This is a genomic window from Trinickia sp. Z7, assembly GCF_056498045.1.
The window spans coordinates 225,725-239,140 of record NZ_JAUEQW010000006.1; the positions used below are offsets into that span (position 1 = coordinate 225,725).

Annotated in this window: 14 protein-coding genes; 6 read left to right on the forward strand and 8 right to left on the reverse strand. The window is 64.0% G+C overall.

What is annotated here, in order from left to right:
* Positions 1-7 precede the first annotated feature (7 nt).
* The 8 genes from QQS38_RS13440 to sctU form a co-directional block, all read right to left on the reverse strand.
* Positions 8-1,273 carry a secretion protein gene (locus QQS38_RS13440; RefSeq protein WP_479645861.1) on the reverse strand — a complete coding sequence of 422 codons (1,266 nt, stop codon included), beginning with the start codon at positions 1,271-1,273 and terminating at the stop codon, positions 8-10.
* Between the two features lie 152 nt (positions 1,274-1,425).
* Positions 1,426-2,238 carry a hypothetical protein gene (locus QQS38_RS13445; protein WP_479645862.1) on the reverse strand — a complete coding sequence of 271 codons (813 nt, stop codon included), beginning with the start codon at positions 2,236-2,238 and terminating at the stop codon, positions 1,426-1,428.
* A complete protein-coding gene (gene sctS, locus QQS38_RS13450) occupies positions 2,235-2,498 on the reverse strand; it encodes a type III secretion system export apparatus subunit SctS (protein ID WP_325340092.1) in 264 nt (87 codons plus the stop codon). Before sctS ends, QQS38_RS13445 begins: the two co-directional genes overlap by 4 nt.
* A 30-nt stretch (positions 2,499-2,528) precedes the next feature.
* Positions 2,529-3,179, reverse strand: a complete 651-nt coding sequence (sctR, locus tag QQS38_RS13455) for a type III secretion system export apparatus subunit SctR (protein WP_479645863.1) — start codon at positions 3,177-3,179, stop codon at positions 2,529-2,531.
* Positions 3,163-4,440 (reverse strand): type III secretion system cytoplasmic ring protein SctQ, encoded by a 1,278-nt coding sequence (sctQ, locus tag QQS38_RS13460; RefSeq protein WP_479645864.1) that lies wholly within the window; start codon positions 4,438-4,440, stop codon positions 3,163-3,165. Before sctQ ends, sctR begins: the two co-directional genes overlap by 17 nt.
* Positions 4,441-4,497: 57 nt before the next feature.
* Positions 4,498-5,139 carry a type III secretion system protein SctP gene (gene sctP / locus QQS38_RS13465; protein WP_479645865.1) on the reverse strand — a complete coding sequence of 214 codons (642 nt, stop codon included), beginning with the start codon at positions 5,137-5,139 and terminating at the stop codon, positions 4,498-4,500.
* A 29-nt stretch (positions 5,140-5,168) separates the two neighbouring features.
* Positions 5,169-7,253, reverse strand: a complete 2,085-nt coding sequence (gene sctV, locus QQS38_RS13470; protein ID WP_479645866.1) for a type III secretion system export apparatus subunit SctV — start codon at positions 7,251-7,253, stop codon at positions 5,169-5,171.
* Positions 7,254-7,263: 10 nt separating this feature from the next.
* Complete coding sequence (gene sctU / locus QQS38_RS13475) at positions 7,264-8,367, reverse strand: type III secretion system export apparatus subunit SctU (protein WP_479645867.1); 1,104 nt, start codon at positions 8,365-8,367, stop codon at positions 7,264-7,266.
* Between the two features lie 373 nt (positions 8,368-8,740).
* On the opposite strand from sctU, the gene QQS38_RS13480 reads away from it, so the two are divergent.
* The 6 genes from QQS38_RS13480 (at position 8,741) to sctN (ending at position 13,415) form a co-directional block, all read left to right on the forward strand.
* The gene (locus QQS38_RS13480) at positions 8,741-9,325 is read left to right on the forward strand and encodes an HrpB1 family type III secretion system apparatus protein (RefSeq protein ID WP_479645868.1); all 585 of its coding nucleotides are present in this window, start codon (positions 8,741-8,743) and stop codon (positions 9,323-9,325) included.
* Between the two features lie 33 nt (positions 9,326-9,358).
* On the forward strand, positions 9,359-9,742 hold the full coding sequence (locus QQS38_RS13485) for a type III secretion protein HrpB2 (protein WP_479645869.1): 384 nt from the start codon (positions 9,359-9,361) through the stop codon (positions 9,740-9,742).
* 27 nt (positions 9,743-9,769) lie between these two features.
* Positions 9,770-10,561 carry a type III secretion system inner membrane ring lipoprotein SctJ gene (gene sctJ / locus QQS38_RS13490; RefSeq protein WP_479645870.1) on the forward strand — a complete coding sequence of 264 codons (792 nt, stop codon included), beginning with the start codon at positions 9,770-9,772 and terminating at the stop codon, positions 10,559-10,561.
* A gap of 14 nt (positions 10,562-10,575) precedes the next feature.
* Positions 10,576-11,274, forward strand: coding sequence for a type III secretion protein HrpB4 (locus tag QQS38_RS13495; protein ID WP_479645871.1), 699 nt, complete (start codon positions 10,576-10,578; stop codon positions 11,272-11,274).
* Positions 11,259-12,008: a type III secretion system stator protein SctL gene (gene sctL / locus QQS38_RS13500; RefSeq protein WP_479645872.1), complete on the forward strand. Its 750-nt coding sequence runs from the start codon at positions 11,259-11,261 to the stop codon at positions 12,006-12,008. The genes QQS38_RS13495 and sctL overlap by 16 nt, the downstream gene beginning before the upstream one ends.
* A 75-nt stretch (positions 12,009-12,083) precedes the next feature.
* Complete coding sequence (sctN, locus tag QQS38_RS13505; protein ID WP_479645976.1) at positions 12,084-13,415, forward strand: type III secretion system ATPase SctN; 1,332 nt, start codon at positions 12,084-12,086, stop codon at positions 13,413-13,415.
* Position 13,416: the final 1 nt, after the last annotated feature.

The window sequence follows — 13,416 nt, forward strand, 5'->3', positions numbered from 1 at the left end:
CGTTGGTTTATTTCGGCAACGGCAGGAACGCCGATGCGACGGCAGAAGGGCGCGCGGCGGCCCCAGCCGGTTGCGCGACACCGCGTGTGGCGCTCGGTTGGCTTGTTGCGGTCGGGGCGACACCGGGTGCAGCGTTCGGCTGGCTCGCGGCGGCCAGCGCGACACCGCTGGCTGCGCCCGGCTGGGCGGCGGTGGGTTGTGCGGCGCTCGCGCCGTCCGCTCCCGCGGCTGCGCCGACGCTCGCGTCGGACGCGGGGGCGTCGGCTATTTCCGGATCGACGTAGATATGCTTGACGCCGTCGGGCGTTGTCGCATAGCGCACGTCATCCGATGACATCAATTCCGAGAAAGAAGGAGGCGGCGGCGCGGAGTCGCTCGATTGCGTGAGCTGCATGCGCAATTCCTTCACGTTCGTGCTCAGATCGTGGCGGATACGGGTCAGCGCAGCCTCGACATCGGCCGGATTGGCCACCTTGCCGGTGATGTTGAACGCGCCCTGTCCGGCGTATGCCACGTGCACCTGCTGAACCCCGAGTGCGTCTTCGATATCGCGCGCGTCGTTTTGAGCGATGTCGTACTGGCGCTTGATCGCCGTCGACGATAACTTCGTCAGCACCCTGCGCGCCGTTGCGTCGTCTTCTGTCGTGGGCACCATGCCGCTGACGATGACGTTGTTGCCGTGCGGCCGCGCATGCAATTCGCTCATATGTGCCTGCGTGAGAGCCCGATTGACACGCTGCGCAAGATCGCCCGAATCGCGCGGCAGCGCCGCACGGCTCACGACCGTCGTGATCAGCACGGAACCGATCACGACCACGGCGCCGAGCATCGCGCAACCTAGCACGGCGCCGACGAGCTTGCGCTGACGCGAGCGCTCGGCTTCGTGGCGCGCCTCCTGGGGCTTGACGAGCAAGGTCGACAATAGGTCGAGGTCGCTGGGCCAGACGGCGTCACTCGCGCCGACGCAAAGCACCGTGTCGTCGAATCGCATCGGCACGAAATCGATCAACAGCACCGTGCCGGGGTCCATGGTTTCACCGCCGTCGCTCGCCGACGCGTGCTGCCCCTCAGGCTGCGTGAGCGCCTGTAATTCGGGGAGCAGACGCTGAGCACTCACGACGCCCGTCTCGTCGACCATGAGCAGCACGTCGGCGCCGCTCCAGTCGGAGATGCGAATGTCGGCATCGTCGTCGGATCCTATCCGATGCGCGCCGGCACCGAGGTGCAACTCCACCCCAGCATGGACGCCAGTCAGAATGCGCAGTAATTTCATCGTGTGGCGATTGAGTTGATCGGATCTCGGCTGCGAGCCTGCATACGCAGGAGCCGTTGACGCTACTTTAGTCGTTGCACGAGGCCATGCTCGGACTCATGCGAAGGCGGCAATGGACATGCGAAAGCACGCCGATTCGATGTTTCTCCGGCTCATGCAGCGCGCTGACTCCGGGCGAGCGTTGCATTGCGTTGCAATGTCAGCCTGCCGCGCGATTCCTTCTCTCTCGTCGATGTGAGCGGCCGTTCGCTCATGAGCAAAAACAATGGCAGCAGCAAATTGAACGGGGTTTTCTTGCCGCGCGAGTCTTTGCTTGCATCGATGAGCCGTTGTCGTAGCGCGCCCATCGCTTCGGGGGTGCGAAGCGATCGAGATACCTGCATGGCGTCGAGGCGGTCCAGTTGCAGTTCCGCAGCCACGACGACGCGCATCGCGCTCGAATCGTCTCGCAGTGCGAGCAGTGCGTCGCAAAAGGCGGTGCGCACCGCTTCGGCGTGTTCGGGGTCGGGCAGCCGCGCGGCGGGCAGAGGCAGTGCGCCGCCCGTATAGGGGCGCACAGGCGAGGTCGCGACGCTGCGCACCTCGGGTACCCTTGCGCGGGCGTCCTCGCGGCCGTCTTGGCCGCCGTGCGAATTACCGCCGTCACCGCTCGATCCCCCGCCGTCCTTGCCGCGACCGCGCATGGCGTCATGTGCTTCCTCATGTGAAGCGACATGGCCGGATTCGTTTTCATGCACTTGCCGTGCGCTTCTTCGTGCCTGGGGCAGCCTCGCGCGCCGCTTGCGCGCCTGCGGGGAAGCAGGCACGGTATCGGGCGGTTCGTTTTGCGCATGGGTGAAGCGCGTGCCTCGATAGAGCACTGCCTGGCGTCGCGCCTCGTCATGACCATCGGCAGCGCGCTGGGCCTCGCGGGGCGTGCCGAGATTCGCGGCGGCCGATGGCGTCGTCGCTCGAACGGTTTTCATTGCGGTATCGCCGTCTGCATGACCTCATTGGCGAAATGCAAGATGGCCGCCGCCGAAATCGGCGCCGCGATCGCGATTGCGATCATTACGGCGACGAGTTTCACGCCGTGCGACAACGTCTGGTCCTGCATCGACGTGATCGCCTGCAGGAAAGAAACGGCGAGCCCGGCGACCGACGCGACGATCACGATCGGCAGCGACACGTACAAGCAGAGCAACATGCCTTGCGTGGTGAAGCGAATGAGCGTATCGATTTCCATGCTGTTGTCTTCCGCGTTTGATGCCGCATGCTAACGGTACGTGGTCACGAGGCCGTGGATCAACGTCGACCAACCATCCATCACGACGAACAGCAGCAACTTGAACGGAATCGCAACGTTGGTCGGCTGCACCTGATTCAACCCCATCGCCAACAGCACATTGGCGATGATCAGGTCGATCACGATGAATGCGATGTAGAGCAAGAAGCCGATCTTGAATGCGTCCGTCAGTTCGCTCAGCGTGAAGGCGGGCGCCAGCACGATCATGTCGTTTTCGTGCAACCCGCTCGCGGCCTCCTTCGACCACACGACGCTGGCCGAGCGGATGAAGAAACGCTTCTCGCGCTCATGCGCGTGCTTCTCGAGAAAGCGGCGGAACGGTTCGCGGGCGGCGCCGAACACCTGAATCAAGGCCTGCGTCGGTTGCCCGTCGATTTGTTGCCCCTCCAACGATTGAGCGGCCTGCATGCCGATCGGCGCCATGATGTAGAGCGAGACCAGGATGGCGATCCCGTTGAGCACCATGTTGGGCGGCACCTGTTGCACGCCCAGTGCATTGCGCAGCAGACCGAGCACGACCACGATTTTCGCGTAGGACGTCACGACCATGGCCACGAACGGGATGAGGCTTATCGCGAGGACGACGAGCAGTAGGCCGGTGACGTTACTGAATTGGACCATCGCCGTGCGCCATTTTCAGGATTCGGATGCCGAGGTGTTCGCCGACGGTGACGAGTTCGCCGTAGCCGATCGTCTGGCCATGGGTGACGAGCTTCAACTGCGCCTCGGCGACGGGAGTGGAGAGTTCGAGCACGTAGCCGGGCCGCAGCGCATAGAGCTGCGATAGCGGCAAGGCGACCGTATCGACTTCGAACTGAACGGGCAGATCCAACTCCCCGATATCGATCGGACTCTCCTGTTGATTGGAAGAGGCGAGCGAATCGCCGGGGTCGGTTGGGTAAGATTTATCGGTCATTGTCGGCTCTTTCACAATGAGAAGCGTGTGCTTGTCGATCGTCACGGGTGCGTGTAGGCGGGCAAGGCCGGGCGTGCCCCATGCTGCGACGGCGCTGGCCGCGGCATGCTCGGCCGCGCCCGAGACGAGGGGCGAGAGGGTGCTCGCGAGCGAGCGCAGCAGCACGTCGCCCGGGACGAGCGCGCGCAGCGTTTCGATCGGCAGACGTCGTGCACCCAGCACGATCCGTCCGGGGACGAGGCAGTCCGCGAGCGTGGTCTGTCCGGGGGATAGGGCATGGGGGCTGTGCAACGCCGCCTGCACGGCGCTGGCGGCTTGCGCCGCGTGCAAGCCTTCCAGCAGCGGCAGCAGCGCGGGTTCGATGGCGACGAAGGCGGCATGAGCGCGCCCGTCGAGCGTGAAGGACAGATCGATTCTCGCCAGATCGACGCGTGTCGCGATTTCGCGGGCGTTGCGCATCAGTCGCACCACGTGCAGATCGTTCAAACCCAATATCGACAGGCGCCCGAGTAGCGGTTCGAGTATCACGCCGGCCACCGCGACGCGCAATGCGCGCTCGGCATCGGCGGGCGCCGCGGTGTCGCCGCGCGCGGGCCATGCTGCGATATCGAGGGCGGGGTAGGCGGCCAGATCGAACGTCACGAAAATGCGTCCGGCCGGATGAGCGAGCTCGAGCAAGCCCGGCTCGCCCAAGAGGTCGAACGGTGCGGCGCCTGCGTCTTGCGCGCACGCTTGCCACGCATCGATGTCCGGCAGACGTCGGGCGATCGAAGCGGTCTGGGCATTGCAAACGAGCCTCGCCGTGCGAGCAACGAGCGGTGAAATGGCGCGCAACGGCAATCTGCGGGCATGCGTTGCGTTATCGGCGTCTCCAACTCCTCGCATCTCGCCGGGATCGATCGAGGATGTGGCGCGCCTATCGACATCCTCGACATTCGTAGGCATTTCGGCGATCGGGTAATCCATGCGATTGTCGTCGATTGGGCAGCGCTCACGCACTGCGTGGGGATCCGGCGATCTCACTCACCACACCATCAATTCGATGTCGCGCGGCGCGTTCCACGCTTTCAGGAGCGAGTCAATTTCGCGCTCGAGCATGGTGCTGTGGTGCAAGAGTAAGGTCTTTGTCTCTATGCTGGATGTATCGAAACGAAGCGAAAGCCGGAACGGCGAAAGCGAGAGATACAAAGTCGTGTCGGGCAAGATCGTTTTATCGAGCGGCATCTGGACGTCCCAATTGCCGGCGCTGCCAATGGCGGGGTCGGCGCAGAACGCCGCCACTTCGCTTGCGAGGGACGTCGCCAACTCCAGGAAGTGAGCCTGCGTGCGAAACAGCGCGTCGACGACGGGCACCGAGGCGCTGGAAACCTGCTGGACCAGCGCTTCGCGCTGACTGGCCGCGGCTGCGTCGTCAGTATCGATCCGATCGCCGGCATGATCCTCTCGGGTCGCATCGTCGCGCCAATGAAAAAGATGCGCAGGCCCGGCGACGACAGCGCCTGTCGCCGCCTCCTGTTCGTCATCCGCTGGCGCGGCCGGCGATTGGCCGGACCGTGCTCGCCGTGCGAGCGCCGCATAGTCGAACCGTCGTGCCCGTGCATCGTCGGCCTTTTGTTGCGCCCTGAGCTCGCCGGGGATGATGCGCCGCACGCGGGATTCGATCATGGATGTCCTGACGATGAGCACCGGATGGCTTAGATGGTCACGCGGCCAAGCGGTTGTAGGTCCACGTGCTCGCCGAGCTCTTGATAGGAGTAGACGGAAAGCCAGCCGAGTCTCGCTTCGATCATCCGCCTCACGTATCGGCGAATATCCATCGACGTGACGAGAGCCACGCCGTCACGCGGCGTCTCGCCGACGAACGACTGGATCTGGTCGATCAAGTAGCCCGCTTCCTCCGGCGGCAACGCAAGGTAGTTGCCGGTCGGCGTCTGCTTGATGCACTGGCGAATGTGCTGTTCGACGGGAAGATCGAGCATGACCGCCGGCAACTGCCGCGTCCCGCCGGTGGCGCGATGCGCGAGGAAGCGAGCGATGTCGCCGCGCACATACTCTGTCAGCATCAACATGTCCTTCTCTTTGGCGCCCCAGACGATCAAGCTTTCCATGATGCTGCGGACGTTGCGGATGGGAATCTGCTCTTCGAGCAGGCGCCGCAACACATCGGCGATACGCTGCGGCGGCAGCACCTTTTGCACTTCGGTCACGAGCCCCGGGTATTCCGCATTCTGCTGATCGAGAATCCACTGCACTTCCTGAATGCCCAAGAAGAGCGACGCGTGCCGGCGCAGCATCGCAACGGAGGCATGAGCGATGACTTGCTCAGGACGCCACGCCGGCATTTTGGCCGGCAACTGCTTCTCCTCGATCCACCATGTAGGGCCGGGGCCGCCGTCGAGGCCGCCCCGCTGTTCGCACCGATCGGTGAGGGCGGCGATTTCCGCCTGCAGCGTCCTATCGACGCCGAACGAATTGACATCGGGCAACATCACCTTTCCCGGCGGCATCTCGATCGCGCAATAGGGCACGTCGTGCATGAGCAGTTCGCACGTCGACGGCGGCAGCGCGTCGTTGGTCCAGATCGTGATGCCCGGGAAAGGCAGGCCGAGATATTCCTGCAAGCGCGCGCGTTCGGCGCCGAACGATTTGTCGAGCGCGGCAGACGATAGGCGGTCTACTAGGTCGGGGGCGATGCGCACGCCGACAGGGCACGCAAACTGCGGCGCGCGCGTCAGGATGGCAGGCACGTCGACCTTCGCGCCGGCTCGCTGCATCGCGGTGACCGCCTCGCTCGAATGCGTCGCGGCTTCGGGCTCGCGTTTGCCGAGGCGGTAGCCGCAAAATGCCAACGTGGCGGCCAGCAGCAAGAACAGCCCGCTCGGAAAGCCCGGCACCGCAGCAAAGCCGAGCAACAGCAAGCTCGCAAAATAAAGCGCGCGTGCACTGGTGGTCAGTTGCTTGCCGATCTCGTCGCCGAGCGACAGCGGTTTGGATTCGCCTTCGTCTCCCACGCGCGTGATCATCACACCGGCCGCCACGGAAAGCAGCAGCGAGGGAATCTGCGACACCATCGCGTCGCCCACCGACAAGATGGAAAACCGATTGGCGGCTTCCGCCGCGGACATGTCGTGATAGGCGACGCCCACCGCGATCCCGGCCACGATGTTGATGGCGGTGATGATGAGGCCCGCGATCGCATCGCCTTTGACGAACTTCATCGCGCCGTCCATGCCGCCGTGCAACTGGCTCTCGATCGCTAGCTTGGCGCGCTTGCGGCGCGCTTCCTCGGGCGTGAGCAAGTTCGAGCGCAAGTCCGCGTCGATGCTCATCTGCTTGCCCGGCAACGCATCGAGCGTGAAGCGCGCGCCGACTTCCGCCACTCGCTCCGACCCTTTCGCGATCACGATGAATTGCACGGTCGTAATGATGACGAAGACGACAAGACCCACCACGAGATTGCCGCCCACGACGAGTTCGCCGAAGCTCTCGATGATGTGGCCGGCGTCCGCATGCAGCAAAATCGACTTGGTCGAGGCAATGTTCAGCGACAGCCGATAGAGGGTGGTGAACAGCAGCAGCGACGGAAACACCGACAGAGAGATCACGTTCGGCACGTACATCGTGATCATCAACAAGGTCACGCTGATGGTGATGTTGAGCGCGAGCAGCATGTCGATCAGCGCAGGCGGTAGCGGCAAGATCATCAGCGAGATGATCGCCACGACGAGCAACGCGATGCCGACTTCGCCGAATGCGGGTAATTTCAATGTCTTGAACATCTGGACTCTCTCAATGCGCCGCCGGGTTCATGCCGTGCCGCGATGCGTTCTTTGCCGCGCGTATCCGCTCTTGCGCGCCGATCGATTCGACCCAGCGCAAGATGGCCGCGACGGTTTCGAACAACTCCTCGGGAATCGGCTCGTCTATCCCCACCTTGTAGAGCGCTCGCGCGACCGGCGGATTGCCGATGATCGGCACGCTCGCTTCCTGCGCGAAGTGCCGCAATTGCGCAGCCGTCTCGTCCATGCCTTTCGCGGTGACGAGCGGTAGCGGGTGCTCGTCGGGCGCGTAGCGGATTGCCACGGCGTAGTGCGTGGGATTGACGATCAACGCGTTGGCGAAGCCCACGCGCAGGCGTGGTGCATCCTCCGTCGCAAATTGGCGCGCGAGCTTTCTGCGCTCGCCTTTGATCAACGGGTCGCCTTCCTGCTCCTTGTGCTCACGCTTGACTTCGTCCTTCGACATGCGCTGCTTGCGCAAGAACATCGCCTGCTGGATCTTCAGATCGATGGCGCCGATCACCGCGAACGCCACGGCTGCGACACAGCACAGCTTGATCAGCATGTCCCAGAACATCTTCGACAACTGCGGCAGCGGTTGATACAGAGAGCCGACGACGAGCGGCAACATCCATTTGATCGTGACCCACATGGTGAAGCCGATGACGACCGACTTGACGAGCATCTTCGCCAGTTCGATCAGCGTGCGCGACGAGAAGATCTGCTTGATGCCCGACACGGGGCTCGCGTTGGCAAGATCGGGTACGACCGGCTTCATGCTGATCTGAAAACCGATCTGCGGAATCAGTGCGGCGAGCGCGGCCGCGGCCGCGGCCAAGACGCACGGAACGATGACGATCAGCGCCTGCGAACCGAGGCTGATCGTCTTGGCGAACATGTGCTCGAGCGAGTGATCGCCCGACACGAATTGGAGGGCCGTGGAGACGATCGAACGCAACGCGCCCGCGAATGCGCCCGACGCCAGCATCAGGGTGGCGAGCGCCGCAGCCATCGTGACGGCGTCGGTCAGATCGGTGCTTTTCGCTACCTCGCCGTCCTCGCGTGCGTCGCGCAGCCGTTTTTCTGTGGGCTCTTCGGTTTTTTCTTCACTCATCGGCTACCCCTGCAGACTGCGTCTCGGCTCTTGCGGCGTGCATCGAGAACTGCCTCGCGCCATGCGAATCCATGATGGACGGTAACTGGATTGCACGCCGTGGGCGCTAGTCGACGCGAACCAGGCGATGGCACGGCGAAGCGCGTCGCAGCCCCGAACAATATGTGCACCGGTCCCACCACTTACGTTCGTTGCGCCGGATGCGCGATCGTTTCGCTGAACTTCGCCCCAGCATCGCCCGCTTCGTGGTCTAGGTGTCGGGACAGCGGGGCGGATGAGTATCGTTAGGCTGTCGTCGACGATCGGAATGCGAGCGGCCGCGCAGAGCTTGGCTCGTGTTCCCCAGACCCCTACCTTGCAGGAGCCTCGCGCCATGAGCGTCACATCGCCCGATTATCTGGACTGCAGTCAGGACATTGTCAGCGGTTTGATCGAGACCGTGTCTGTGGCGCTTACTAGTAAATTCCCCGCCGTGCAAGGCGACCCATTCGACGTCGAAATGGTGCTGGATGCCGTGCGCGTGCTGCGCCCGAAACTGGCGGAGTTAGAGGCGTTCACCGCGTTGTTGCACATGGTGAACGGCCGATGGGACGACGCGATTCGTGTGTTCTCGTGGGTCATCGCGAATGCGCCGCAATTCTCATATGCCAAAGCGCTGCTGGCGTTCTGTCTGGCCGTCAAAGGCGACCCGAGCTGGCGCGTCAGCGCGACGGAGGCGATGGAACAAGATCCGAGCAGCGACACGCTCCAACTCGTTCGCGTGCTGGAAGCGCGCGAAGACCTCCGGGCGGCCGTGCGCGCCTACCGCAATGGAGGAAGGTTCGAGATGCCGGCGTCGATCGCGACGTTGAACGATGGGCCGTCCACGGCAGGGGCCGAGCAGGGCGCTTCGACGAGCGACACGGCAGGGTCGGCTCGCGCGGCAGTGCCGCCGCAACCGAACTATTTGCGCATTTGATCTCGATTCTATTGCATACCCCGGAGGTTGGACATGAGCGTCGTCATTACCCCAGAACAGGTGAAGGCCGCATTGCAGGCGACTACGCAGCCGGCGACCGACCCGTCCATGCAGCAGCTTGGCGACAAGTTCAAGACGTTGATGCAGAGCCCGCGCATGGAGGCGCCGCATGAAACGGGCGGCGATACGAACGTCGTGGCGAAGCTGGCGGCGGCGCAGGATGCGGAGTTGCAGCAATCGGTCAACGACGCGCTGTCGTTGACGCAAAACGCAGCGGGCATGTCGATGCAGGAAATGACCGCGGCCGGGACCAAGGTGGTGCTCGAAATCGCCGGTACGCAACTCGATATGCAGGCGAAGATGGGCGTCATGAATTCGTCCAGATCGTCGCTCGACACCTTGATGAAGAATCAATAAGCCATGCCGCACACGAGGAGGGGCGCAATGACGAGCGTCGCACGCACCGGCATGCTGTGCATGACGTTCGCGGTGCTCGCTGCGCTGGCGGGCTGCAACAAGGAACTGTACGGCAATCTGTCGGAACAGGACGCCAACGAGATGGTCGTCGCGCTGCTGGAGCAGGGGGTCGATGCGTCTAAAACCACGTCGGACAACGGCAAGACCTGGACGCTCGAAGTGGACAAGGATCAAGTTCTGCGCGCGATGCAAGTGCTTCGCGCTCGCGGGCTGCCGCACAACAAGTACGACGACCTCGGCATGCTGTTCAAGAAGGACGGTCTCGTGTCCACGCCGACCGAGGAGCGCGTGCGCTTCATCTACGGCCTCGAGCAGGAACTCTCGGCGACTTTGTCGAAGATCGATGGCGTGGTGGTCGCCCGTGTGCAAATCGTGCTGCCGAACAACGATCCGCTCGCGCAGCAGATCAAGCCTTCGTCGGCGTCGGTGTTCATCAAATACCGTTCCGATTCCGATGTGAACGCCTTGCTGCCGCAAATCAAAACGCTCGTGATGCACAGCGTCGAAGGGCTCACCTACGAAGCCGTGAGCGTGACTGCCGTCCCGGCCGATCCCTTGGACGTGTCGAAGGCGCCGCAAACATCTTGGCCGGTGCATCTGGTTGCGGGCGCCGCGTTGGTCTTCCTCGTCTGCGCGGCGGGGTTGTACTTGTGGACGAAACGAGGCATCCCGGCGGCGGCTGGAAAAGAGGCGCTTCGCGCCAAGCTCAAAGCGCTGCTTGCACGGTTCCAGAATCGCAAATCTTCATCGGCCACTTGATGGGCGCGCCCGCTATGTTTCCGTTCGCGCGGATGGCGGCTGCCTTTGCCGCGTACGAACGCAATGTTCGCGACGCTGCGCGCTGGGCGCATCCGTCGTGGCTTGCCGCCGCGCTCGGCGTCGCAACCGGGGCGATCGAACCGTTGCGCGCCGCGCTCGCGAGTGCGGGACGTGCACGAATCGATGCGCTGTCGCGCTCGCTCACGAGTGTGGCGGGCGTGAGACCTCCGTCGCTGGATGCTCTGCGCGTGCCGAACTTGGCCGTGCTCGACGCCTTGCCGCCCGAGTGGGGGCTGCGCGTTTTGCGCATGCGTGCGCTGATGTTGCGTCGCGCCGACGTGCGGCGCCTGATCGACAAGCGTAGCCGTCAGCAGCTCTCGGAATGGATCGGCATCCCGATCGACCGGCTCATGGAAGGCGCGCGCGACGCGTCGAGCGTGCCCGAGATCGCCCGCTCGACGGTGCGCTCGCCGGCGCGCGCGTTGGATACGCTCGACGCGCAAGCGCTTGCATGCGAGGGAAGCGCGCTGCTCTTGCGCGATGCGCCCGCCGGCGCCGCGCCGTTTTCTTTGCTGTGCCTTGCATTACCGCGCGATATGCGCTCGCCGTCGTGGATATATGAAAGCGCGGGCGAGGTCGACGCCTTCGGCACTGCGCGACTGCTCGCACGGTTGCCTGAATTGATTCCGGAGTGGGCATGGTTATTTGGCTGAGGTCGGATCGCGCTTTGCCGGATGCGCGGGTCGGGGCGCATGCGGATGTGATTCCGCGCGATGCGTTCGGCGCGTTGGTGGAGATCGACGAAGGCTACGCGCAACTCGCCGAAGACCGCGACGCCATGCTCGCGCAGGCGCGCGAGGAAGCGCGGGCCATCGTCGATGCGGCGCACGCCGAGGCCGAGACGATCATCGAGCAGGCCCACCGGGAATACGAATCTGCAGCGCAACGAGGCTATCAAGCGGGGGAGAAGCAAGCGTTGGCCGATTGGATGGATCGGCTTGCCGATGTCGGAGACGAGCAGCGGCAGATTCAGACGAAGCTGCGTGAGCGCCTCGCGGAGATCGTCACGCTGGCCGTCGAGCAGATCGTGCGGGTGCAGCAATCGGAAACGTTGTTCGAGCGCGCATTGACGACGATCGACCGCATCGTCGAAGGCGCGACGTATCTACGCGTCAGCGTCAGCCCGGTCGACTACGAGAAAGCATGCATTGCGTTCGAGAAACTGTCCGCGCGCTGGCGCGAGCTTGGGCGCCCGTTCCCGCTTTCGGTCGTGGCGGACAAGCGGCTCGAGGCGGGCAGCTGCATTTGCGAGTCGGATTTCGGTTCTATCGATGCGAGCTTGACCACGCAACTGCGGGCGATGCGCTCGGCCGTGGCGCGTGCGCTCAAGCATTCGCTGCGTGAGCTGCACAACATTGCCGACGCTGCCGACGCGGCGGCGGACTGACCCCGATCGGACGCCCCGATGGATACGCCACAAATCGATTTCGCCGCGTTTGCTGCGCAGCCGAGCCAGCGGCGCATGCCCGCTGTGGAGGATTTAGCCGACGCGATCGAACGAGAACTGCTCTCGGCGAGCAACGTTGCGCGTAGCGGCAAAGTGTTGGAGGTGATCGGCACGCTCATGAAAGTGGGCGGGCTCGACGTGAGTCTCGGCGAGCTCTGTGAGCTACGGTCGGCCAATGGCGCGCTGCTGCAACATGCGGAGGTGATCGGCTTCACGCGCGATGTCGCGTTGCTGTCGCCCTTTGCGCGGCTCGCCGACGTGTCGCGCTCGACGCAGGTCATCGGGCTCGGGCGTCCGTTGTCGGTCCCGGTGGGCGATGCGTTGCTCGGCAGGGTGATCGACGCGCTCGGGCATCCCATCGACGGCATGGGCCCGGTCGAAGCGGACGACGAAAGACCGGTGTTCGCCGACTCGCCGGACCCCATGAGCCGCCAACTGATCGCCGCGCCGCTGCCGACGGGCGTGCGCGTGGTCGACGGCATGATGACATTGGCGGAAGGCCAGCGCATGGGCATTTTCGCTCCTGCCGGCGTGGGCAAGAGCACGTTGCTGGGGATGTTCGCGCGCGGCACGCCGTGCGACGTGACGGTGATCGCGCTGATCGGTGAGCGCGGCAGAGAAGTGCGCGAGTTCGTGGAAATGATTCTTCGACCGGAAGGCATGGCGCGCTCGGTAGTCGTGTGCGCGACGTCGGACCGATCGTCCATCGAGCGCGCGAAGGCCGCCTACGTCGCAACTGCAATCGCCGAACACTTTCGCGACCAGGGCAAGCGGGTGCTGCTCATGATGGACTCGCTGACTCGCTTTGCCCGCGCCCAGCGGGAAATCGGGCTTGCGGCCGGCGAGCCGCCTGCGCGGCGCGGCTTTCCGCCATCGATCTTCGCCGAGCTGCCGCGTTTGCTCGAACGTGCGGGGATGGGATCGCACGGTTCGATCACCGCGCTCTATACGGTGTTGGCCGAGGACGAATCCGGCAGCGATCCCATAGCGGAAGAAGTGCGAGGGATCCTCGATGGCCATATGATCCTGTCGCGCGAGATCGCGGCGAAGAATCAGTACCCTGCCATCGACGTCTTGGGAAGTCTGTCCCGCGTGATGCCGCAAGTGACCTCGCCCGACCATATGCGCGCCGCCGCGCGGGTGCGCGAGCTGCTTGCCAAGCATCGCGAAGTCGAGATGCTGCTGCAGATCGGCGAGTACAAGCCGGGGGGGGATCCGGTTGCCGACGAAGCGGTGAACAAGATCGACGCGATTCGCGCCTTCTTCTCTCAAGGAACCGGGGAATTTGCCTCCGCGCAGGATACCCAGGCGCGGCTATTTGCGCTTGCAGGCGGCCGGAGTCGTTGAA